Source organism: Pantoea piersonii, assembly GCF_003612015.1.
GTDB classification, from domain to species: Bacteria; Pseudomonadota; Gammaproteobacteria; order Enterobacterales; family Enterobacteriaceae; genus Pantoea; species Pantoea piersonii.
Genome location: NZ_RARB01000003.1, coordinates 182,317 through 207,934, shown reverse-complemented (window position 1 = coordinate 207,934; position 25,618 = coordinate 182,317). Strand labels below are relative to the sequence as shown.

General features: G+C 62.4%; 7 protein-coding genes. 3 read left to right on the top strand and 4 right to left on the bottom strand.

Annotated features, from left to right (window positions below; genetic code table 11):
• Positions 1-38: 38 nt before the first annotated feature.
• The 4 genes from endA to metK form a co-directional block, all read right to left on the bottom strand.
• Positions 39-746, bottom strand: coding sequence for a deoxyribonuclease I (gene endA, locus D7S44_RS10395; protein ID WP_120454569.1), 708 nt, complete (start codon positions 744-746; stop codon positions 39-41).
• Between the two features lie 77 nt (positions 747-823).
• Positions 824-1,336 (bottom strand): SprT family zinc-dependent metalloprotease, encoded by a 513-nt coding sequence (locus D7S44_RS10390; RefSeq protein WP_120454567.1) that lies wholly within the window; start codon positions 1,334-1,336, stop codon positions 824-826.
• A gap of 125 nt (positions 1,337-1,461) precedes the next feature.
• Positions 1,462-2,859 carry a sugar porter family MFS transporter gene (locus tag D7S44_RS10385; protein ID WP_120455116.1) on the bottom strand — a complete coding sequence of 466 codons (1,398 nt, stop codon included), beginning with the start codon at positions 2,857-2,859 and terminating at the stop codon, positions 1,462-1,464.
• 434 nt (positions 2,860-3,293) lie between these two features.
• Positions 3,294-4,445, bottom strand: a complete 1,152-nt coding sequence (gene metK / locus D7S44_RS10380) for a methionine adenosyltransferase (RefSeq protein WP_081140879.1) — start codon at positions 4,443-4,445, stop codon at positions 3,294-3,296.
• Positions 4,446-5,254: 809 nt separating this feature from the next.
• Between metK and speA the strand changes: the two genes are divergently transcribed.
• From speA to D7S44_RS10365, 3 genes are all read left to right on the top strand, one after another.
• Positions 5,255-7,231: a biosynthetic arginine decarboxylase gene (speA, locus tag D7S44_RS10375; RefSeq protein WP_120454565.1), complete on the top strand. Its 1,977-nt coding sequence runs from the start codon at positions 5,255-5,257 to the stop codon at positions 7,229-7,231.
• 706 nt (positions 7,232-7,937) lie between these two features.
• Positions 7,938-8,714 (top strand): EAL domain-containing protein, encoded by a 777-nt coding sequence (locus tag D7S44_RS10370; RefSeq protein WP_120454563.1) that lies wholly within the window; start codon positions 7,938-7,940, stop codon positions 8,712-8,714.
• 238 nt (positions 8,715-8,952) lie between these two features.
• Entirely contained in the window at positions 8,953-25,584 is a 16,632-nt protein-coding gene (locus D7S44_RS10365; RefSeq protein WP_120454561.1) for an Ig-like domain-containing protein, read from the top strand.
• The last annotated feature ends 34 nt before the right edge of the window (positions 25,585-25,618 follow it).

Below are 25,618 nucleotides of genomic sequence, written 5' to 3'. Positions count from 1 at the left end.
CGGCGGAATCGAGAAGACGTTAGTGTAGGGCACTGTTTTTAACGCTGGCAAGCCTGCTGCACATAAGGATTGTGATTGCCCTGCACGCGCGCGATGCGCTGGTCGCGTTCACACTCCCAGCGGGAGACCGGATAGAGCTTGTCCCAGACGGTGAAAAGCTGAGTCTGCTGACGCGACAGACGCAGATGATACTGGTCGCGCATATAGAAGTAGGTGCGCGCGATTGCGCCGCGAGCACGAGCCGGCGGCTCGGCCTGTTTGTTTTTGAAGTCTATCTTCATGGCGCACTGGCCGTACTGGCCTTCGCCGCCGTTCCACTGGCTGTAGGCGAAGTTGCCGCGATCGCCGTTCACCTCGCCGATCGCGGGCTGCAGGTTATGCAGGTCGCTTTCGATACGGCGATAGTCGGCGTCTTTGCTGCAGCTTTTACGGCCGCCGTTCTGCCAGCACTGGCGCTGATGGCCGAACTCCCAGGCGGGCATCACATGTTCCCATTCGATGCGCCCGGCGCGGTTGGCGTTTTTCCGCACCTGATAGCCGCAGCTGTTGAGATCGGGCACGCCTTTTTTACCCTGCCAGTTAATCTTGCAGCCGCAGTAAAAGGAGCCGGGCGCATCGGCATTAATCGCCGCAGCAAAGGTTTTCGCCTGCTGAAAGTTATTCTGATGATAGTCGGTCAGCGAGAGCGCCTGGGCGGCGAGAGGGGAGAACAGCAGCGCCATGGCGGCGATAAGTTTGCGAGACATTTTCCAGAATCTACTCGGTCGGTAAAAAAGGGCGGCAGGGTAGCAGAACGGCGCGGCGAGCGGAATGAGAATTCCGCTCAGGCTGGCGAATAGTCGCCGGGTTTTAACAGGTTTTTGCAACGCACGCAGCGATACTCGCTTTCGCCGCGCAGTACGCGGTTGTGGCGCCGGACGGTAAGGTGATGCTGCTGGCAGCCGCAGCGGTAGGGGAAAGTCGCGGCGCGCACCGAGGCGATCTCAAACTGATGGGTACGGCGCGCGGGCACGCCAAGCACCTCCTGCATCATCCACTTCCACTCTTTGCCGTGTGGCGGCACGCGGCCAAAAACTTTCCATACCAGCAGGTGCGCCAGTTCGTGCGGCACCACCTCTTCGATAAACGCCTGCTGGTTTTCCATCAGCAGCACCGGATTCAGGCGAATCTCCCACTTCTCCAGCCAGGCGGTGCCAGCCGCCGTGCCGCGCTGCTGGTAGACCAGCGCCGGTTCGGCAAAAGGGCGCTCCAGCCTGTCGCTGGCAAGCTGTAAAAAATGACGCAGCGAGCGCATTACTGCCTGCTGCAGGGCGATAGGAAGTCGGGGCGTTTTCATGCAGGAAAGGATAAGGGGCGACGAAAGGGAACTCAATCAAATAAAAAAGGCGGGCCTTGCGGCCCGCCTTTTGGTGCTCATGTGCGGCGCGGGTAAGATGGCCCGCTAACCGGCACAGGCGCGGATTAGTTGTTTGAACCGATATCGCGCAGTTTCTTACCGGACATCAGGTTGCGCTCGATATGCTCCAGCGAGACGTTTTTGGTCTCTGGGATCAGCATAACCGTCAGCAGAATGAAGAAGACGTTCAGCAGGCCATAGACCCAGAAGGTCGGCGCGTTGCCCAGCGAATTCAGCATGGTGAGGAAGGTCGCGCCGACAATCATGTTGGCGATCCAGTTCGTCGCAGTAGAGACGGTAATACCGAAGTCGCGGCCTTTCAGCGGCTGGATTTCCGAACACAGCACCCAAATCAGCGGGCCGGCGCTCATGGCGAAGCCGACGATAAACATCAGCAGCATGGCGATAGCGAAGTACTGTGCGCCCTGCGAGTGGATGCCCATATGCAGCATCGTGCCCAGCACGCCCATACCCGCCGCCATTACCAGGAAGCCCAGGATCAGAGTCGGCTTACGGCCCCAGCGATCCACCAGACCGATGGCGATAAAGGTCGCCAGCACGTTGACCAGTCCGACAATCACGGTGCCCCACATCTGCTCGGTGGTATTAGAGAAGCCAGCAATCTCAAAAATCTTCGGCGCGTAGTACATGATAACGTTCATACCGGTGAACTGCTGCATGACCTGCAACAGCACGCCGAGGAACACCGCGCGACGGAAGTTGCTGTTGCTCTGGAACAGCTGCCAGCCGGACTGCTTGATCTTCAGGCTCTCGCGGATCTCTTCCAGCTCGCGTTTCGCCTGCTCGCTGGTGTCGCGCAGGCGATCCAGCACGCGCTGGGCGTCGCGGAAATCGCCTTTAGCCGCCAGCCAGCGCGGGCTGTTGGGCAGGAAGAAGACGCCTACCAGCAGCAGCACCGCCGGGATCGTGATGATGCCCAGCATCCAGCGCCAGTCGCCGGACGCGCTGAAGGCCGTGTCGGAGAGATAAGCGCCGAGAATACCGATGGTGATCATCAGCTGATACAGAGAAATCATACTGCCGCGGATTTTTTCCGGCGCGATTTCAGAAAGATAGAGCGGAGCGGTATAAGAGGCGACGCCAACGGCCAGGCCCAGCACCACGCGCGCAACGATCAGCATTTCCGGGTTCGGCGCCATGGCGGACCAGAGCGAACCGATAACAAACAGAATGGCGCCCGCCATCAGGCTCTTTTTACGACCGAGACGTGACGACATCCAGCCGGAGCCGACAGCGCCGACGGCTGCGCCGAACATCATGGAGCTGACGATCCACTCCTGCTGGTGTGCGGTAACGTTAAAGTCTTTGGCGATAAACGGCAGCGCGCCCGCAATAACGCCGATATCCAGTCCAAATAACAGCCCTGCAAGGGCCGCAAGAAAGCAGACAAACAAGGTCATCGCCTTGTTTGAGGTTCTGCTTTTGTGAGTATTGCCAGGCATTTTGCCTCCGAGTTTATCCATCATTGTTGTTATCAATGTTAAAAAACCTTTCTCGGGGAAAAAGTGAGGGCGATCACGCTAATGTAATCGCTTACACACGCCGAAACCCTGAAATTCAGCATATTCAGCCCGAAAAGGTTAAGTAACCAGTAAGGTATAGCACCTGTTAAGTTTCTGACATGGCGTCAATTATCGGCTATCAGAGGACGCTGAAAATAACGCATTTTCAGCCGAATAACCACGGAGGTTAAATCCTAAATAGCAGATAAATAAAGCGTTTCAATTTGTAATCGGTAACACGCTTGCTGTTGACGAGTCTCAGAAGTGTAGTTGAGAAAAGAAAAATTGCTGACCGGGGCGGGAAGGGGCAAGAAAAGGCGCTTAAAAAACAAGGCTCTCCTCCTGAAGAGGAGGAGAGCCTGATAGTAAAAAACTTACAGACCCGCAGCTTCGCGCAGCTGAGCGGCTTTGTCGGTTTTTTCCCACGGGAAATGTTCGCGGCCGAAGTGACCGTAAGCGGCGGTCTCTTTATAGATCGGCTGCAGCAGATCCAGCATCTGAATCAGACCGTAAGGACGCAGGTCGAAGAACTCGCGCACCAGCAGGGTCAGCTGTTCGGTCGAGATCTTCTCGGTGCCGAAGGTTTCCACCATGATGGAGGTTGGTTCCGCAACGCCGATAGCGTAGGAGACCTGAATCTCGCAGCGGTCGGCCAGGCCAGCGGCAACGATGTTTTTCGCAACGTAGCGCGCCGCGTAGGCTGCGGAACGGTCAACTTTTGACGGATCCTTACCAGAGAAAGCGCCGCCGCCGTGACGCGCCATGCCGCCGTAGGTATCTACGATGATTTTACGTCCGGTCAGGCCGCAGTCGCCCATCGGGCCGCCGATAACGAAGCGTCCGGTTGGGTTGATATGGTATTTGGTGCTGGCGTTGATCCACTCACTCGGCAATACCGGTTTGATGATCTCTTCCATTACCGCTTCACGCAGAGTGGCCTGATCGATATCTTCCGCGTGCTGGGTTGAGAGCACTACCGCGTCGATACCAACGATTTTGCCGCCGTCATACTGGAACGTGATCTGGCTTTTCGCGTCCGGACGCAGCCACGGCAGCGCGCCGTTTTTACGCACTTCAGACTGACGCTGTACCAGACGGTGCGCATAGGTCACCGGCGCTGGCATCAGCACGTCAGTTTCGTTAGTGGCGTAGCCAAACATCAGGCCCTGGTCGCCCGCGCCTTGCTCCAGCGGATCGGTGCGGTCAACGCCCTGATTGATATCAGGCGACTGCTTGCCGATGGCGCTCAGAACGGCACAGGAGTTGGCGTCAAAGCCCATATCGGAATGAACATAACCGATTTCACGTACGGTATTACGGGTGATCTCTTCGATATCGACCCATGCGCTGGTGGTGATCTCACCGCCGACCAGCACCATACCGGTTTTTACGTAGGTTTCGCAGGCCACGCGCGCTTTGGGATCCTGTTCGAGGATAGCGTCCAGTACGGCGTCAGAAATTTGGTCAGCGATTTTATCAGGATGTCCTTCTGATACGGACTCGGACGTAAAAAGGTGTTTAGCCATTCTGTTCTTTACCTTACAAATGGTTTGAATTCGACTGCATAGCGTAAGTGAGATGAACTTACTTGACGCCCCTTCAGGCAAAGCCGCGAGCAGTTTAAGAAGTGTCAGTATGTCAGATGTAAAACGCCTGGATGTTAACCAGTTTAGATGGAAAACCATCTGGATGGCTATTTTAGGTTAAGGCGTGAACTAAATGCCAGCCCTTTTTCTGTTTCCGCATTTTTCGAAAACGCGCCGCCTGGCAAAAAAACGTGACGCGAAACGGCGCCAAACCAGCGAAACGCTTTGCATTTTTAGCCGTCAGGCGGTATAAAACGCCGCTGCTGCCCTGGCGCATCCATCAGGACGCCGCCGCCGCGCGTAGCCACTGTCAGAGCTTCTCTGACGTTCACCCAGATTGTTTCCACATGCGAAAACATGTGTGGAGGTGACAGAAGTAATGAACCACGCTTTCCTTTCTTGCGGTTCTCTGCGCTCTACCGGCGCGCTGGCGTTCTCCTTTCCTGCTTTTTCTCTGATTTGCCGACGTATCTCCTGTTGCGGTCATTCGCCCGACACGCGCGCCGGTTAATCTGTACGTCCTTATTCACTCTTACCGGCCAGCACGCGTTGGTGAACGTCGTAATGCATTCGCAGTCCATTTACACGTAACGGGCCTGGGTGTTTTACACTTAGTTTTATGCTTTTTTGATCCTGACTTCGCCGTCAGGCAGACGGGGCAAAGCGTTTTATGCGGCAACTCATTAACAGACAGAGCGTGGCGAAAGCGCGTAACTGTTTCACATTCCAACAGAAATTCGAGGTTCGTGATGTCTGACGACATGAAGACTATCAAGGGTTCGTCAGCTGGCGAACAGGGTGTGCTCCGCTCGATGCAGGAGGTTGCAATGAACGACCAGGATGCCAGCAAAATGCTGCGTACCTATAACGTTGCCTGGTGGGGCAATAACTACTACGACGTCAACGAACTCGGCCACGTCAGCGTCTGTCCAAATCCGGATGAGCCGACGCTGCGCGTCGATCTGGCTAATCTGGTGAAAGAGCGCGAAGCCCAGGGCCAGCGTCTGCCCGCGCTGTTCTGCTTTCCGCAGATTCTGCAGCATCGCCTGCGCTCGATTAACGCGGCGTTCAAGCGCGCGCGTGAATCCTACGGCTACCGCGGCGACTACTTCCTGGTCTATCCCATTAAGGTCAACCAGCATAAGCGCGTAATCGAGTCGCTGGTTAACTCCGGCGAACCGCTGGGTCTCGAAGCGGGATCGAAAGCGGAGCTGATGGCGGTGCTGGCGCACGCGGGCAAAACCCGCACGGTTATCGTCTGTAATGGCTACAAAGACCGCGAATATATCCGTCTGGCGCTGATTGGCGAAAAGCTCGGCCACAAAGTCTATCTGGTGATTGAGAAGATGACTGAAGTGCGCCTGGTGCTGGAGGAGGCCGAGCGTCTGAACGTGGTGCCGCGCCTGGGCATCCGCGCGCGCCTGGCGTCGCAGGGATCCGGCAAGTGGCAGTCGAGCGGCGGCGAAAAATCGAAGTTCGGCCTGGCGGCGTCGCAGGTGCTGCAGCTGGTAGAGATTATGCGCAACGCGGGCCGTCTCGACAGCCTGCAGCTGCTGCACTTCCACCTCGGCTCGCAGATGGCTAACATTCGCGACATCGCCACCGGCGTGCGCGAATCGGCGCGTTTCTACGTTGAGCTGGCTAAGCTTGGCGTCAATATTAAATGCTTCGACGTCGGCGGCGGTCTGGGCGTCGATTATGAAGGCACCCGTTCGCAGTCTGACTGCTCGGTCAACTACGGTCTGAACGAATACGCCAACAATGTGATCTGGGCGATTGGCGATGCCTGCGAAGAGCATGGGCTGGAACATCCTACGGTGATCACCGAGTCGGGCCGCGCCGTGACCGCGCACCATACCGTGCTGGTCTCCAACATTATCGGCGTAGAGCGTAATGAGTTCATCACGCCGCAGGCACCGCAGGAAGAGGCGCCGCGCCCGATCCTTAGCATGTGGGAAACCTGGCAGGAGATGCACGAACCAAACGTGCGTCGTTCGCTGCGCGAGTGGCTGCACGACAGCCAGATGGATCTCCACGATATCCACACCGGCTACGCCTCCGGCACTTACGATCTGTCGCAGCGCGCCTGGGCGGAACAGCTTTACCTCAGCATCTGCCACTATATTCAGCAGCATCTCGATCCGAGCAACCGCGCGCACCGTCCGATTATCGACGAGTTGCAGGAGCGCATGGCGGATAAGATGTACGTTAACTTCTCGCTGTTCCAGTCGATGCCGGATGCCTGGGGTATCGATCAGCTGTTCCCGGTGCTGCCGCTGGAAGGGCTGCATAAAAAGCCGGAGCGCCGCGCGGTGCTGCTGGATATCACCTGCGACTCCGACGGCACTATCGACCACTACGTTGATGGCGACGGTATCGCCACCACGATGCCGATGCCAGAGTACGATCCTGAGAACCCGCCGATGCTCGGCTTCTTTATGGTGGGTGCTTATCAGGAGATTCTCGGCAATATGCACAACCTGTTCGGCGATACCGAGGCGGTCAACGTCTATGCGCGTGCGGGCGGCGAAGTCGAAGTGGAGCTGTCGGATGAGGGTGATACCGTGGCGGATATGCTGGAGTACGTGCAGCTTAATCCGGACGAGCTGATGACGCTGTTCCGTAATCAGGTTAAAGAGACCGATATTGACGACGAACTGCGCGCGCAGTTCCTGGAAGAGTTTGAAAGCGGTCTGTACGGCTATACCTATCTCGAAGATGAATAATTAACGCTTCACGCTGGGCCTCGCCAGAGGCTCAGCTTTTCACTTTCCCGCCCCCTTATCCGCTTTTTGCTGACTTTGTGATCGCCATCACTGTTTAACGCTGCGTTAAGTTTCTTTAAGACCCTTTATTTTGTAGGTCATTTCTGCGTCGCGGAATTTTTCAGAAAAAACGAGGCGTTACCAGCCGTGCCGTTTGAAACTGGCTGAAATAGTAAATTACTGTCGAGTATTCAACCTTCATTCATTGTGTATGCATTAATTAAATTAAAGTTTATAGCTAAAGCAAAATTTGTGGATTGCGTGCGTTTTACGGTTTTTAATGGAATTTACTGTAATCATGGTTTCCAGTAATATTTATCAGATAAAGTGATGTTTATGGGCGACACCTTAAATTATTTTTTAATAAAATCAGGTGAGTAATTAATTATTAATTCGTCAAGGTCGATGAAATAATTAATTTTAAGCATATTTTATGACCCTTTAATTCTAAAAAACCTTTTTAAAAAACATTTTTGATTGGTTTTGGCTATTGAAAATTTCTTCTGGTTTGGCTTAAATCTATTTTTCAAAATGTAAGTTGTACGTTAGCATCAGGTTAAGGTGTTAAGAATCTTCTGGGTTTTCTTAACGTTCACATGAGTTTTCCTGACATTTCCGTTGCTGTTTTCAGGTAGCTGACTTATCGGGTGGATCAGGTAGCAGCAGCATGGGTCGCCAACTACATCTTCGTCAGCATTACGTCTTTCTGCTCGAACCGATTCATGCCCCTTCCGGGGAAGTGATGGCGTGGGAGCTGTTGACGCGCTGCATGCAGGGGAACGAAAGTGCCGTTCAGGCAGATGCCGACAGCGGGCACCGGCTATTTGACCGCCTGCTTGAGGCGGAAAAATGGCAGTTGTTTTTGCTGCAGCTCGAACGGATCGATGCGCTTTATCAGTCTGGTTTCTCGTCTGTTCTCAGCCTTAATATCGACAGCGATATTATTCGCGGCATTCTGAATAACCACGCGGTTCAGCAAAAACTCGATCAGCTGCCTTTGTTACGTCTCGAAATTTCCGCCTTTTTCACTGCGCGTTATCACGCCGCCGATCGCCTGCTGCTGCAAAAACTGGCAGGTATTACCCCGGCGTTATTATGGCTTGATGATTTCGGCGCAGGCAGTTCGACCTTATCTATGCTGAGCAGCGGAATAGTTGAATATGTGAAAATCAGTCGCAGCTTCTTCTGGAAATATGGCACAGGCTACGCCTTTGATACGTTGCTTAATCACGTCAATGATTTCTGCAAGGGCGTCATTATTCAGGGTGTAGATACGCAGCAACAGCTGGAAATGGCGACGAGCAAGCAGGCGGCTGGTTTGCAAGGGCGTTGCTGGAACACAGCATATTTAGATGATTTTATTGATCAATCTGTAAACGTTCCGCTGTCCGGAGCGCTAAAAAATCAACGATCTGCAATAACACACTACCGAAACTTTTTGTGATATGCCGCCTGCTCCTGTTATTACGGAAGCGGGCTAGCCCATTGCGGTTATTAAAACAAATAAAAGTGATTCCCTCACCAGGATAAAGATTCAACACGGCTCAGAGCGATTTCGTCAAAAGGATGGGATCGACAAAGAGGGGAGTGAATAGCACACAGCGTTATTCACGGATAAACCGGGATCTCAGGATGCCGGGCATTTTTATGAATATTAATAACCTCAGTGGGATATACATAACATGAATAATATCTCAGTAACGCCTAAAGGCGGCACGATCGCCTCGCAGCTGAGTGGCAGCGACGTCAATTTAAACGCTCCGAGTGTGGTTAAGCTCAACCTCAATCGATCTGACATTAAATCTTTTGCGCGCAACGGCAATGACCTGGTCGTCACCACGAAATCTGGGGAAACAGTTGTTATTCATAATTTTTATAGCCCGGCAGGCGAAAGCGAGCTGGTGCTGCAGGATGACCATGGCGCGCTGTGGTGGGTAGAAGATCCGGGTCAGCCGGGCTTCCAGTTTGTCTCTATCGACAGCACCGAGGGGCTGCTGGCGGATAACATCACCAACGATGGCACGATTGCTGCCTACGGTATCGGCGGCGGGGCGCTGGCGGGTATTGCCGCGATGTTCGCCGGTTCTAACGGCAGCAACGGTTCAGGCGACAGCGGCGGCGCGACCGGCGGCGGTACGGGCAGCGGCGATAATGGCGGTACGGGCGGTGGAACAGACGGCGGTACAGGCGGTGGCACGGGTAGCGACACCACTGCGCCCGGCGCGGTTACCGATCTGGCTATTAACGATAACGTCGGCACCATTCAGGGCGCGATTACCGCAGGCGCCACCACCGATGACAATACGCCGGTTCTAAGCGGAACGGCTGAAGCGGGCACCACCATCAGCGTTTACGACAACGGCACGCTGCTGGGAACGGCGACCGTCAACGCAGACGGCACCTGGAGCTTTACTTCGCCTGTGCTGGCGGATGGCCAGCACAGCCTGACGGCGACGGTCACCGATGCCGCAGGCAATACCAGCAGCGCCACCGCGCCGGTTACCTTCACCGTCGATACCGTCGCTCCGACGCTATCCGATGTCAGTGCCGCCAGCGACAACGGCACGACCCTGACGCCCATCGCCGCTAACGGCGCGACCAATGACGCCACGCCTCTGCTGCAGGGCACTACCGAAGCGGGCAGCACCGTTACTCTTTCTGACAACGGCACCGTTCTGGGCACCGTTATCGCAGGCAGCGATGGACGCTGGTCTTTCACGACGCCCGCGCTGGGCGAAGGCAGCCACACGCTGAGTATTACCGCCGCCGATGCGGCGGGCAACGCCAGCCCGGCGACCACTCTCTCTTTTACCGTCGATACTCTGGCGCCGGATGCGGCCAGCAACCTGCAGCTGACAGATAATGTCGGCACCAGCCAGGGCCCGCTGACGTCCGGCGAGTCGACCGATGACAATACCCCTGAGCTAAGCGGACAGGCCGAAGCGGGCGCGACCGTCAGCGTTTATGACGGCAACACGCTGCTGGGCACGGTGACGGCAGGCGCAGACGGCGTCTGGCGCTTTACCACCCCGACGCTGAGCAACGGCAGCCACAGCCTGACGGCGACCGTGACCGATGCGGCGGGCAACGTCAGCGCGCCGACGACGGGGATCGTTATCAACGTTGCGGCGGATTTGCCGCCAGCAACCAGCTCGCTGGAAATTACTAACGACAACGGCAGCGGCCTGGTGCCGATAGCGGACGGCACCCGCACCAACGACGCGACGCCGGTGCTGAGCGGCCTGACCACCGCCAGTGCGGTGGTGACGATTTATAACGGCGATCAGCTGCTGGGCAGCGTGACCGCCGACGGCAGCGGCCAGTGGAACTTTACGCCCGCCACGCTGGCGGACGGCACCTATGCCTTTAGCGCCACCAGTACGGACGCAAACGGCAACGTTACCACGTCGCCGACCATTACTATTACCATTGATACCCTTGCGCCGGATGTTGCATCCAGCCTGCAGTTGAGCAATGACGGCGGCGGCGCGATCGCCTCCGGCGGTGCGACCAGTGACAATACGCCGACGCTGGGCGGAAGCGCTGAGCCTGGCAGCACCGTCTCTGTTCTGGATGGCGATACGCTGCTGGGCACCGTCACCGTAGGCAGCGACGGGCTCTGGAGCTTTACTTCTCCCGCGCTGACCGATGGCAGCCACAGCCTGGCTGTCACCGTCACCGATGCGGCGGGCAACGTCAGCGCGCCGTCCGCGCCGCTGAACTTTACGGTCGATACCCAACCACCCGCTGCGGTCAGCGGTCTGGTGGTGACCGACGACGCTGGCGCCAGCACCGGCCCGCTGACCTCTGGCGACACCACCGACGACAACACGCCTCTTCTCAGCGGCCAGGCGGAACCCGGTTCGCTGCTGACGATTTACGATAACGGCGTCGCCATCGGTAGCCTGACGGCAGGCGCCGACGGCACCTGGCGCTTTACCACGCCGACGCTGAGCAACGGCGCACACAGCCTGACCCTGACCCAGACCGATGCGGCAGGCAACGTCAGCGCGCCGACCACGCCATTCGATCTTACCGTCGCCGCAGGCGATCCGCCTGCCACCCTGACGCTGGTAGCCACTGACGACAGCGGCAGCACGCCGGTCGCGCTGGCCGACGGCGCCAGCACGCGCGACACCACGCCCGTGCTGAGCGGCGCGACCCTCGCTAACGCGCTGGTAACGCTCTACAACGGCGACCAGCTGCTGGGCAGCGCCACCGCCGATGCGAACGGGCAGTGGAGCTTTACACCCGCCGCGCTGGCGGACGGCACCTACGATTTTCGCGCGACCGCTACCGATGCCGCAGGGAACACCATCAACTCCGCGACGCTGGCGCTCACCGTCGATACCGTCGCGCCAACAGCCGCAACCGGCGTTTCGCTGGCTGACGCCAGCGGCGATCCGATCGTCAGCGGCGGCCTGACCAACAGCGGCGCGCCGGTGCTGAGCGGCAGCGCCGAGCCGGGCAGCACCGTCACCGTTTCCGATGGCGACACGGTGCTGGGCAGCGCCACGGCCGGAACAGACGGCAGCTGGAGCTATACGCCAGCAGGCCTTGCTGACGGCAGCCACAGCCTGACGGCGGTCGTGACCGATCCGGCAGGCAACGCCAGCGCTGCGACCGTGCCGGTTTTCTTTACCCTGGATACCCAGGCACCTGCCGCCGCCGCCGATCTGGCGCTTAACAGCGACAGCAGCGGCGTTTCCGTGCCGGTCACTGCGGGCGGTACGACAAACGACGCCTCACCGGTGCTGAGCGGCACGGCGGAGCCGGGCAGCATCGTCACTGTCTCTGACGGCGATGTGGCGCTGGGCAGCGCCACGGTTGGCGCAGACGGCCGCTGGAGCTTTACCGCGCCTGGCCTTGCCGAGGGGAGTCACAGCCTGACCACGACCGTCACCGATCCGGCGGGCAACACCGGACCGGTTTCTGAACCGTTGCTGTTCAGCGTGGATACTCTCCCGCCAGCGGCGGTCAGCGGGCTGTTGGTCAGCGACGACGTGGGCGCGACGCAGGGCGAACTCCTCCCGGGCGCCACCACCGACGACAGCACGCCGACCCTGAGCGGCCAGGCACCCGCGAGCAGCCTCGTCAGCGTCTATGACGGCGACACGCTGCTGGGTACCGTCACCGCCGCCCAGGACGGCAGCTGGCGCTTCACCACCCCTGCGCTGAGCGACGGCCAGCACAACCTGACGGCGACCGTGACCGATGCGGCAGGTAACGTCAGCACGCCGACGGACGCCTTCGCTCTGACCGTTGACGCAGGGGCGCCGCCTGCTACCAGCTCGCTGGTCGTGACCGACGACAGCGGCAGCACGCTGGTGCAGCTGGCAAACGGCGACAGCACGCGCGACGCGACGCCGGTACAGAGCGGCGTCACCACCGCCGGTGCGCTGGTGACGCTCTATAACGGCGATCAGGTGCTTGGCTCCGTCACCGCTGACGCAAACGGGCAGTGGAGCTTTACGCCGAACGCGCTGACGGACGGCAGCTACGCCTTCCGCGCCGCCAGCGATGACGGCACAGGCACAGTTACCGATTCGCCTGTGCTTAATATCACCGTTGACACCGTTGCGCCGGAAAGCGCGGCGGGCGTCACGCTGACGGATGCGAACGGCAATGCTATTGCCGCCGACGGCGTTACCAGCAGCAGCACGCCTGTGCTGAGCGGTACGGCGGAACCGGGCAGTATCGTCACCGTTTCTGACGGCAGCAGCGTACTGGGCACCACCACCGTGGCGCAGGACGGCAGCTGGAGCTTTACCGCGCCGACGCTTGCGCAGGGCGTCCACAGCCTGACCTCGACCATCACCGATGCGGCGGGCAACGTCAGCGCGCCTGCCACGGCGGTGACGTTTACCCTTGATACCACCGCGCCGCAAACGGCCTCGGGCGTTATTGTCACCGATAACGTCGGCGCCCAGCAGGGCGAGCTGGCGTTCGGCGACACCACCGACGACAGCACGCCGACCCTGAGCGGCCAGGCGGAAGCGAGCAGCATTGTCAGCGTCTATGACGGCAGTACGTTGCTGGGCAGCGTCACGGTCAACGCCGACGGCAGCTGGCGCTTTACCACGCCGGCACTGAGCGACGGGCCGCACAGCCTGACGACCACCGTGACCGATGCGGCAGGCAACGTCAGCGTGCCGACGGCGCCTTTCGACCTGACTGTGGCGACCGGTCAGCCACCTGCCACCCTGACGCTGGTGGCGACTGACGACAGCGGCAGCGCGCCGGTCGATCTGACCGACGGGGCCAGCACGCGCGACGCGACGCCGGTGCTGAGCGGCGTCGCCACCGCCGGTGCGCTGGTAACGCTCTACAACGGCGATCAGCTGCTAGGCAGCGTCACCGCCGACGCTAACGGGCAGTGGAGCTTTACGCCGGACGCGCTGACGGACGGCAGCTACGCCTTCCGCGCTGCTACCGCTGACGGCGCAGGCACCGTGACTGATTCGCCTGTGCTTAATATCACTGTCGACACCGTCGCGCCGGACGCGGTCAGCAATCTGCAGCTGAGCAGCGACAGCAGCGGCACGCCGGTTGCCGTCACCACGGGCGCGACTAACGATACGACGCCGCTGCTGAGCGGCACGGCGGAGCCGGGCGGCATCGTCACCGTTTCTGACGGCGACGACGTGCTGGGCTCGGTAACCGCTGCCCAGGACGGCAGCTGGAGCTTCACCACGCCCGCGCTGAGCGAAGGCGACCACAGCCTGAGCGCGACCATCACCGATGCGGTGGGTAACGTCAGCAACGCCTCCGCACCGGTAACCTTTAGCGTCGACAGCACGCCGCCAGCGGCGGCAGCCGATCTGGTGCTGAGCGACAGCCGCGACGGCACGCTGCAGCCGATAGCCGCAGGCGGAACCACCAGCAGCACCAGCCCCACCCTGAGCGGCACGGCGGAGCCGGGCAGCATCGTTACCGTTTCTGACGGCAACGCGGTGCTGGGCACCGCCACGGTCAATACCGACGGCAGCTGGCGCTTTATTACGCCAGCGCTGGACGAGGGCAGCCACAGCCTGACCACTACGGTGACCGATCCGGCGGGCAATACCGGCACGGCCTCCGCTCCGCTGGCCTTTACCGTCGATAGCACCGCGCCAGCGGCCGTTAGCGGCCTGGTGGTGACAGACGATTACGGTGATGTCCAGGGCGCGCTCGCCTCGGGCGATACCACCGATGACCGCACCCCGACCCTGAGCGGGCAGGGGGAGCCAGACGCGCTGGTGACCATTTATGACGGTCAGACCGTTCTGGGTTACACCACTGTCGATACCGATGGCAGCTGGAGCTTCACCACGCCGACCCTGAGCAGCGGTCTGCACAGCCTGACCACCACTGTCACCGACGCGGCAGGTAACGTCAGCAGCGCCTCCGACGCCTTCAACCTCACCGTCGAGGGCGGCCTGCCGCCAGCCACCACCCCGCTTGAGGCGGTTAATGAAACGGGCAGCACGGTCACGCCGCTGGCAGACGGCACGACCACCAATAACGACAGCCCGGTGCTGAGCGGCCTCGCCGAGCCAAACAGCGTAGTTACGCTCTATGACGGCCAGACGCTGGCCGGCAGCACCACGGCAAACAGCAGCGGCCACTGGTTCTTCAGGCTCTTTGCGCTGTCGAACGGTTCGCACGCCTTCTTTGCCACTGCGGTCAGTCCGACCGGCGCTACGACCACCTCTGGCCCGCTGAATATCACCGTCGACACTGTCGCACCAGCGGCAGCCGACAACCTGCAGCTCACCGATGATGCAGGCAGCACCAGCGTGCCGATCGGCGAAGGCAGCGCCACCAATGATGTCTCGCCGGTACTGAGCGGCACGGCCGAGCCGGGCAGCACCGTCGCCATTTCCGACAGCGGCAATCTGCTGGGCACCGCGACGGCGGATGCCAGCGGCAGCTGGCGCTTTACCTCGCCAGCGCTGGCGGAGGGCGCGCACAGCTTCACTACCACCGTGACCGATGTCGCTGGCAACGTCAGCCCGGCGACAGCGCCGCTTACCTTTACCGTTGATACCACGCCGCCAGCCGCCGCCAGCGGGTTGGTGGTAAGCGATGACGTCGGCGGCTCGCAGGGGCCGTTGACCTCTGGCGACACTACCGATGACAACACGCCGACCCTGAGCGGCCAGGCCGAGGCGGGGGCGCTCGTCAGCCTCTATGACGGCAACGTGCTGATCGGCACCGTCACGGCGGATGGCGCAGGCAACTGGAGCCTGACCACCACCGCGCTGAGCAACGGCAACCACAGCATGACCGTCACCGTTACCGACGCGGCGGGCAACGTCAGCCTGCCGACATCCGCCTTTAACCTGAATATTCAGGCGGATCTGCCGCCCGCGACCCTCTCTCTGCAGGCAACCGATGACAGCGGCAGCCAGCTGGTAGCGCTGGCCGACGGCGCCACGACGTCAGATGCGACGCCGCTGCTGAGCGGCCTGGCGACGGCGGGCGCGCTGGTGACGCTCTTTAGCGGCGATGTCGCGCTGGGCAGCGTGACCGCGGACGCCAGCGGCCAGTGGTCCTTTACCCCTGCGGCGCAGACGGACGGCACCTATACCTTCCTCGCCAGCTACACCGATGCGACCGGCAACCTGGTTGAATCCACGCCGCTGACCCTGACTATCGACACCACCGCGCCGGCAGCCGCGACGGGCGTTACGCTCACCGACGCCAGCGGCAATCCGGTCGCGACCGATACACCGACCAGTAACAGCGCGCCGGTACTGAGCGGCAGCGCCGAACTGGGCAGTAGCGTCACCGTTTCCGACGGCAGCACGGTGCTGGGCACGGTAACCACGGCCAGCGACGGCAGCTGGAGCTTCACCACGCCGACGCTCTCCGATGGCGCGCATAGCCTCACCACCGTAGTCACCGATGCGGCTGGCAACGCCGGACCGGCTTCCACCCCTGTCGCCTTCACCGTCGATACCCAGCCGCCCTCCGTGCCTGCGGATGTAGTGCTGAGCAACGATGGCGCGCCGCTCGCCTCTGGCGATGCGACCAATAACGCGACGCCGACGCTGAGCGGGACGGCCGACGCTGGCAGCATCGTGACCGTTTCCGATGGCGCTACGGTACTGGGCAGCGTCACGGCGGGCAGCGACGGCAGCTGGAGTTATACCGCGCCAGTGCTGGCTGACGGCGACCACAGCCTGACCGCCGCGGCCACCGATCTGGCGGGCAACAGCAGCGTGGCGACAACGCCACTTCTCGTCACCGTTGATACCCTGGCGCCGATAGCGGCGACCGGCCTGCAGCTCAGCAACGACCAGAGCGGCACGCCTGTACCGGTTACCGGCAGCGTCACCAACGATCCGACGCCGGTGCTGAGCGGAACCGCAGAGGCGGGCGGCATCGTCACCGTTTATGACGGCAATACCGCGCTCGGCTCCGCGGTCGCAGGCACGGACGGCAGCTGGAGCTTTATCGCCCCAGCGCTGAGCGAGGGTAGTCACAGCCTGAGCGCCACCGTTACCGATGCGGCGGGCAACGTCGGCCCGGCTTCTGATGCGCTGGCCTTTACCGTCGACACCACGCCGCCAGCGGCGGCGGCCGATCTGCTGCTCAGCAGTGAGAACGGCACGGCTATCGTTTCCGGCGGGCTGACCAACTCCGACACGCCGGTGCTGAGCGGCACTGCCGACGCGGGCAGCCTGATTACCGTCTCTGACGGCGATAACGTGCTGGGCACGGTAACCGCCAACGCCGACGGCAGCTGGAGCTTCACCTCGCCTGCGCTGGCTGACGGCCTGCACAGCCTGACGGCGACTGTGACCGACGGCGCGGGCAACGTCAGCCCGGCGACCGATGCGCTGAGCTTTAGGGTAGATACCCTGCCGCCGACAGCAGCGCAGGATCTCTCGCTCAGCAACGATCAGAGCGGGGTAGCGATCCCTGCGGATGGCACCACCAGCGATGCGACGCCGGTACTGAGCGGCACGGCGGAGCCGGGCGGCATTGTCACCGTTTCCGACGGCAACACGGTGCTGGGCACGGTAACCGCGGCCAGCGACGGCAGCTGGAGCTTCACCACCCCTGCGCTGGCGCAGGGCGAACACAGCCTGACCGCCACCGTTACCGATCCTGCTGGTAACACCGGCCCGGCCTCGGCGGCCTATCTCTTTAGCGTGGATCTGACGCCGCCAGCGGCGGCGACGGACCTGGCGCTCACCAGTGACGCCAGCGGCACGGCGATTGCGGCGGGCGGGCAGACCAACGACACCACGCCGGTGCTGAGCGGCACCGCCGCGGCTGGCACCATCGTCACCGTTTCTGATGGGGCGACCGTGCTGGGCAGCACGTCGGTCGACGGCAACGGCAACTGGAGCTTCAGCGCGCCGACCCTTAGCGAAGGCGCGCACAGCCTGAGCGTGGTGGTCACTAACGCCGCTGGCAACAGCAGCGCGCCGTCTGGGGCGATCGGCTTTACCATCGACACCTCCGCGCCAGCGGCGGCGACGGATCTGGCGCTCACCAGTGATGCCAGCGGCACGGCGATCGCGGCGGGCGGCTCGACCAATGACGCCACGCCGGTACTGAGCGGCACGGCGGAGCCGGGCGGTACGGTGACCGTTTCCGATGGCGCTACCGTACTCGGTACGGCGACCGTCGGCGCTGACGGTAGCTGGAGCTTTACGTCGCCCACGCTGGCCGACGGCGCGCACAGCCTGATCGCCGCGGTTACCGATGCGGCGGGTAACGTTGGCCCGGCATCAGACGCCTTTGGCTTTAGCGTCGATACCACCGCGCCAGCGCTGGCTGACAATGTGCTGGTCAACAACAACACCGGCCAGACGCTGACACCGATTGTCGACGGCAGCACAACTAACGACGCCACGCCGGAGCTGACCGGCACGGCTGAAGCGGGCAGCCTCGTCACCCTCTATGACGGCGCCGCAGTGCTCGGCTCCGTCACCGCAGCGCCAGACGGCAGCTGGAGCCTGAGCACGCCGACGCTGGCGGACGGGCTGCACAGCCTGAGCGTTAACGTGACGGATGCGGCGGGCAACAGCAGCGGCACTACCACGCCGGTTAGCTTCACCGTCGATACCGTCGCGCCTGTGGCCGCGGCCGGGCTGACGCTGACCAACGACGCGACCGGCTCGGCTATTCCCGATGGCGGCCTGAGCAATGACAACACGCCGGTGCTGAGCGGCACGGCGGAGGCGGGCACGGTGGTTACCGTGCTGGACGGTACGGCGGTGCTCGGCACCGCTACCGTGGACGGCAACGGCAACTGGAGCTTCACCGCGCCGACGCTTAACGACGGTGCGCATAGCCTGAGCGCGGTCGTGACGGATCTGGCGGGCAACGTCAGCCCGGCAAGCGACGCGATCGCGCTGAGCGTCGATACCCAGCCGCCTGCGGCGGTCACCAGCCTGGCGCTGAGCAACGACAGCGGTGCGGGGACGGTGGCGATACCGGACGGCGGTCTCACCAGCGACAGCACCCCGGTGCTGAGCGGCTTTGCGGAGGCGGGTGGCACGGTCATCGTCTATGAAGGCGCAGCGCTGCTGGGCAGCGTCGCAGTTAACGCCGACGGCAGCTGGAGCCTGATTTCGCCTGTGCTCGCCGACGGCACCCACTCCTTTACCGTCACGCCTGTGGATGCGGCGGGCAACGTTGGCGCATCCGCCGCCATCAGCGTGGTGGTTGACGCCACCGCGCCAGCGACGGCGGCGGATATCGCTCTCAGCAGCGATAACGGCGCAACCGCAGTGGCGATCGCCGACGGCACCACCACCAGCGACAGCACGCCGCTGCTGAGCGGCAGCGGAGAGGCGGGCACTATCGTCACCGTCTATGACGGTACCACCGCGCTGGGCACTACCACGGTGGGCGCCAGCGGGCTGTGGAGCTTCTCGGTGCCGACGCTGAGCGACGCCGCTCACAGCCTGACCGTGACCCTTACCGATGCGGCGGGCAATACCAGTCTGCCTTCGACGGCGATCGGCTTTACGGTCGATACGCTGGCGCCGGTTGTGACCGCGCTGACGGTCAGCAACGACAACGGCGCGGAAAATGTTGCGCTGACGCAGGGTGCCGCCACCAGCGATAACACGCCGCTGCTGACCGGTACGGCGGAAGCCAACAGTCTGGTCACCCTCTATGACGGCGACGTGATTATCGGGTCGACGACGGCCGGCGGCGACGGCGCGTGGCGCTTTAGCTCGCCGACGCTGGTAGAGGGCACCCATGCGCTGAGCGCGACGGTCACTGATGAGATCGGCAACGTCAGTGCGCGTTCTGCAAGCTTTACCCTGGTAGTCGACGTGACGCCGCCGGAACCGGCTGGCGCGCTGACGCTGCGTAACGATGGCGGTACGATCATTGCCGACGGCGGCGTGACCAACGACAGCACGCCCGCCATCAGCGGCACGGCGGAGGCGAACAGTCTTGTCACTGTCTATGACGGCACCACGGCGATTGGGTCGGTGCTGGCGGACGGCGCGGGCGCATGGAGCCTTACCCCCGCTGCTGCGCTCTCCGACGCCACCCATACGCTGAACGTCACGGTGACCGATGCGGCGGGCAATATCAGCGCCACCTCTTCAGCCACCCTGACGGTAGACACCGTTGCGCCGCAGCCGGTCGCCACCTTCGACATTTACGACACTGACGGCGCGACGCCGCTGTTGATCGGCAATGACGGCTATACCAACGACACCACGCCCGTGCTGCGCGGGACCGCCGAGGCGGGCACGACCGTCAATATCTATCAGGGCAGCGATCTGATCGGCAGCGCCACGGTGAACGAAAGCGGCGTCTGGCGTTTTGAAACCGACGCGCTTACTGACGGCCAGTACGCCTTTACCGTATCGGTCACCGATGCGGCGGGCAATACCAGCATTGAGGCGCAGCCTTACACGATTAACGTCGATCTGACGCCTCCGGCGGCAATCGCCGATCTGGTGGTAAGCGACGATGCGGGCGTCACCACCGGCCCGCTGGCCAACGGCGCCACCACTGACGACAACACCCCGACGCTGAGCGGAACGGCGGAGCCAGGCAGCACCGTTACCCTTTATGACGGGACGACGCTGCTGGGCACGGTTACGACGGCTGCGAACGGCGCCTGGAGCTTTACCTCTGCCGCGCTGAGCAACGGGTCGCACAGCTTTACGGTGACCCAGACTGACGTGGCGGGCAACGTCGGCGCGGCGACGGCACCTTTCGTTATTACCATAGAGAATGGCCTGCCGCCGACCACCAGCACGCTGCAGATTACCGACGACAGCGGCAGCACGCTGGTTAACCTGGCGGACGGTGCGTCAACCAGTGACACCACGCCGGTACTCAGCGGCACGGCGACGGCGGGCGACGTAATCACCATCCTCGATGGCGCCACCACGTTGGGCAGCGTGACCGTTGGCGCAGGCGGCATATGGAGCTTTACGCCTGCGGCGCTGGCGGAGGGGCCGCATACGTTCTCTGTTACCTCCGTAGATGCAGAAGGCAACCCGGGCGCAGCCGTTCCTCCCGTTACCGTTATCGTCGACACCACCGTGCCGACCCCGGTCACCGATCTGCTGCTGAGCAACAATAACGGTACGACGGCGGTCAGCATCCCTGACGGCACCGCCACTAATGACAACACGCCGCAGCTGAGCGGAACCACTGAAGCTAACGCGCTGATTACCGTCTACGACGGCGATACCGTTATCGGTTCCACCACGGCGGGCGGCGATGGCGCATGGAGCTACACCGCGCCGCTGCTGACTAACGGGGCGCACGCGCTGAGCGTAACGGTGACTGATGTCGCCGGTAACCTGAGCGGCCGTTCTGATGCAATCGCCTTTACCGTGGATACCGTTGCGCCTGCGACGGCGGCGAACATGGTGATCACTAACGACGCCACCAGTGCGGTCGTGCCGAACGGCAGCTTCACTAATGATGACACGCCGGTACTCAGCGGCACCGCCGAAGCGGGCAGCCTGGTAACCGTCTACGACGGTACGACGGCGCTCGGTTCTGTCACCGCAAACGCCGCCGGCAGCTGGCGTTTCGTCTCCCGTGCGCTCGCTCAGGGCACGCATACGCTGAGCGCCCGCGTCACGGATGCGGCAGGCAACGTCAGCGTGCTCTCCGGCACCACGACGGTGGTGGTAGATACCACGCCGCCTGCCGCCGTGACGCTGACGGCCAGCAACAGCAACGGCACCACCACCACGCCGATCGCCAGTAACGGCACCACCAACGACAGCACGCCAGTGCTGGCAGGCACGGCGGATGCGGGTAGCCGCATTACCATCGCCGACGGCACCACGCTGCTGGGCAGCGTGACGGCGGGCAGTAACGGCCAGTGGAGTTTCACCACGCCGACGCTGGCTGACGGGCCGCATACGCTGAGCGTGACCGCAACCGATGCCGCGGGCAACGTCAGTGAGGCAGCGTTGCTGACGCTGACGGTGGCGACCGCCGCACCCGCGCCAGTCGCTGACCTGACGGTGAACGATAACGTCGGTGCGACGCAGGGCAGTCTGACTAACGGCGGCGTAACCGACGACAACACGCCAACCCTTAACGGCACCACCGGCGCGGGCAATATCGTGACCGTCTACGACGGCACGACGCTGCTTGGTACGGTAACGGCGGACGCGAGCGGTGCCTGGAGCTTCACCACCGGGGCGCTGAGCAACGGCGCGCATACGCTGAACGTGACGGTGACCGATGCGGCTGGCAACACCAGCGCCGCGACGCCGTTTACCCTGACGGTGGATACCGTCGCGCCAGCCGCCTCGACGCTGGCTATCACCAACGACGCCGACAGTGTGGCGGTGCCGAATGGCGGATCGACCAATGACAACACGCCGATGCTGAGCGGGACGGCGGAAGCGGGCAGCATCGTCACCCTCTATGACGGCGCTGCCACGCTCGGCTCGACTACCGTCGGCGCTGATGGCGGCTGGAGCTTTACCCCGGCGGTGCTCGCTGAGGGCGTGCATGCGCTGCGCGTCACGGTAACGGACCTGGCGGGCAACGTCAGCGGCGCCACCACGGCCAGCATTACCGTGGACACCACGCCGCCTGCCGCTGTTACCCTGGCGGCGAGCAACAACAACGGCACCACACCGGTGGCGATCGGCAGCAACGGCAGCACCAACGACAATACGCCAGCGCTGACCGGGACCGCCGAGGCGGGCAGCCGCATCACCATCACTGACGGCACGACGGTGCTGGGCAGCGTGACGGCGGGCAGCAACGGGCAGTGGAGCTTCGTCACGCCGACGCTGGCGGATGGGGCGCATACCCTGAGCGTCACCGCCACCGATGCGGTGGGCAACACCAGCTCGCCGACCGCACTGACGCTGACCGTTGATACCACGGCGCCCGCGGCGGTGACCGATCTGACGGTCAGCGACAACGTCGGGACAATTCAGGGCAACCTGACGAGCGGCGCGGCCACGGACGACAATACGCCAACCCTGAGCGGCACGGCGGAGGCGGGCGCGACCGTTGTTATCTTTGACGGCACCACGGCGCTCGGCTCCACTACGGCCGGCGCGAACGGCGCATGGAGCTTTACCACCGGCGCGCTGAGCAACGGCGTGCATCCGTTGAGCGTGACGGTGCGTGACGCGCTGGGCAATACCAGCGCCGCGTCGGCCACGGTTTCCATTACTGTGGATACGGTGGCGCCGACGGCCTCAACGCTGCAGATCGTTAACGACGTTACCGGCGCGGCAGTGGCGAACGGCGGTTCGACGAACGACAACACGCCGACCCTGAGCGGCACGGCGGAGGCAGGCAGTCGCGTCAGCATCTTTGACGGCACGACGCTGCTGGGGACGGTAACGGCAGCCGCAAGCGGCGCCTGGAGCTTTACCACCAGCGCGCTCCAGCAGGGCTCGCATCCGCTGAGCGTGACGGTCACCGACCCGGCCGGCAACGTCAGCGGCTCGACGTCGTCGACTATTGTGGTCGATACCACGGTGCCAGCGGCGGTAACGGCGCTGGCGGTAAGCAACAACAACGGCAGTACGCCGGTGACCATCCCGAACGGCGGCGTCACCAACGACAACACGCCGCTGCTGAGCGGCAGCGGTGAGGTCGGCGCGCGTATCAACGTCTATGACGGCGCTACGCTGCTGGGCAGCACGACGGTGGGCAGCAATGGCCAGTGGAGTCTGATTACGCCGGTGCTGGCCGGGGGCGCACACACCCTGACCGTCACCGCGACCGATGCGGCAGGCAACGTCAGTCCGGGCGTGAGTACCACCCTGATCATCGATACCACGGCCCCGGCGGCCAGCACCCTGGTGATCACCAATGACTCGGTCACGCCGAACGTGACGGTACCAAGCGGCGGGGCGACGCGCGATACCACGCCGGTACTGAGCGGCACGGCGGAAGCGGGCGCGGTTGTCACTATTTACGACGGCACGGCGCTGCTGGGCAGCGTAGTCGCGGGCAGCGGCGGCGCCTGGAGCTTTACCACCGCCACGCTGTCGCAGGGCACCCATCCGCTGAGCGTGACGGTGACGGATACGGCGGGTAATGTCAGCACCACCACCGCGGCAAACGTGGTCGTGGACAGCGTGGCGCCGACGGCGGTCACCGGGCTGGCCATTAATACGGCGGGCACCGCCCTGACCGGCAGCGGCGAAGCGGGCGCGACGGTCACCGTGCGCGACGCGGGCGGCAACGCTATCGGCAGCGGCACCGTGGCGGCCAACGGCAGCTTCTCGGTGGCGCTGACGACCGCGCAGACCACCGGCGCGACGCTGTCGGTAACCCAGGCTGACAGCGCAGGCAACGTTTCGCCAGTTGCGACGGTACTGGGGGCGATCCGCGTGGTAGCGGCCAATGATGTGTCCACCGTGGATTACTCCACCCAGACGGGCACCATCACCAACGCCAACAGCAGCCATACTGGTGTTTCGCTGCTGAACGTTAACCTGGGCGGCGCGGTGACGCTCGACGTCTTGCAAAGCGCCAACGCCTACCAGTTCAGCGTGGGAACCGGCGATACCCGTACGGTAACGCTGCACGCCTCGGCGACCAGCCTGGTGGCGCTGACCTCTACCTATACGCTCTATCTCTATCAACAGCAGGCGAACGGCACCTGGGTGGTGAAATCGAGCAACGCCAACTACATCTCCACCTTCCTGACGGTGGGGACGCAGACCGGCAGCAACGTCACCTACAGCAACCTCGGCACGGGCAACTACGCCGTGCTGCTGGGCACCAGTAGCGGCGTGGGTGTTCTGCCTTCCACGACCGTCACCACCACCTCCGATATCACCACGCTGGCGGTGACGGTGGCGGCCACCGTCACGGGCAACCTGCTGGCGAACGACACCAGTTCGGTGGCCGGTACGATACCGACAGGCACGCTGGTGACTACCGTTTCCGGCAGCGCCATTTCGGCAACGGGCAATACGGTTATTAACACCACCTACGGCACCCTGACCATTGATGCGCAAGGCGATTACACCTATGTGCTGAAAGCGGGGCTGGATGCCAGCGCGTTGCCAGCGGCGGACGTGTTCAGCTATTCGGTACGCGACGCCAGCGGCACGGTGACCTCGGCTACCCTGACGGTCGATCTGCACAACGGTCCGGCAGTCACGCTGCTCTCCGTAAACAGCCTGTTTGCGGAAACCAGCGTCGATGACGGCACCACGGCGAGCGGCAGCATCTACGGCGACAGCACAGCTACCCATACCGGCGCGCTGAGCATCACTAACGAGGCGGGCCTGACCACCGCCGTCAGCAGCAGCGGCGTTACGCTGGTGGCGGGGGATTACGGCACCCTGAGTATCTCCGCCGACGGTCACTACACCTATGCGCTTAACAGCGCCGTCAATGTGCAGGATATCGCCCATAAAGAGGTGTTCAGCTATAGCCTGGCGGCAGCCGACGGCACCATTACCACCAACAGCTTCACCATCGATCTGCATCCGATCATTACCGGAACCGCAGGGGCGGATGCGCTGACCAGCAGCGCCTATGACGACACCATCACGAGCGGAGCGGGCGCCGATACCCTGGTCTATCACCTGCTTAACAGCGCGGATGCCGTCGGCGGCAACGGGCATGACACCTGGACCGATTTCTCTGTCGCCGACGGCGACAAGATTGACGTCAGCAGTCTGCTCGTCGGCTGGAACGACAGCACCAGCAACGTCAACGATTTCGTGAAGGTGGACCATACCGCGGATGGCAATACCGTCCTGTCGATTGACCGCGACGGCACCGGTACCGCCTACAGCAGTACGCAGCTGGTCACGCTGGAAGGGGTGAACGTTTCACTGGAGGAGCTACTGCAACAGCCGCACCAGGCTCACACGGTCTGATCGCCGTGATGTCTGGCAGGGAAGCATTTTCGGG